This is a genomic window from Limosilactobacillus sp. DJ3M12 (assembly GCF_947381695.1).
In the GTDB taxonomy this organism is placed as follows: domain Bacteria; phylum Bacillota; class Bacilli; order Lactobacillales; family Lactobacillaceae; genus Limosilactobacillus; species Limosilactobacillus kinnaridis.
On record NZ_CANCWY010000067.1, the window covers coordinates 1 to 422 of the forward strand.

1 protein-coding gene is annotated in these 422 nt (G+C 43.1%); it reads left to right on the top strand.

Annotation, left to right across the window (positions count from 1 at the left end; genetic code table 11):
* Positions 1–78 precede the first annotated feature (78 nt).
* Positions 79–422 (top strand): helix-turn-helix domain-containing protein (locus QOS06_RS10735; RefSeq protein ID WP_283596064.1); only part of this gene is annotated, 344 nt, incomplete at its 3' end.

A 422-nucleotide genomic window follows, 5' to 3' on the forward strand; every position in this document is an offset into this window, starting at 1 on the left:
GAACATTTAAGTGGACAGAAAAACCCATCAAGGTCTTTAATGGTGTTACCGTACAATCCATTAGAAAGAAGGACCTTGATGAGCACCACTATTTTATCATTCCAGAACCGTGTTGTCTTTGAAACGCTTCATAATGAAGGACGTTCCTTGCGATACATCGCTAACTACTTAGGCTTTAGTAAGACCACCATCTTTAACGAACTTCACCGGCTAAATAGTGAGTACCGGGCTGAGCTAGCGCAAACCGACTTTGAACGCAAGGTTAGTCAACGGGGGCGGAAGTCTTCGCTCACTAAAAACCTTAAACACTTGATTGAGGAAAAGATTCAAGTCCAGAAGTGGTCACCTGAACAAGTTGCCCATGTAGTTGGAATTGCCTACAAGACGGTCTATAACTGGATTGATCAAGGATGGCTTGATGT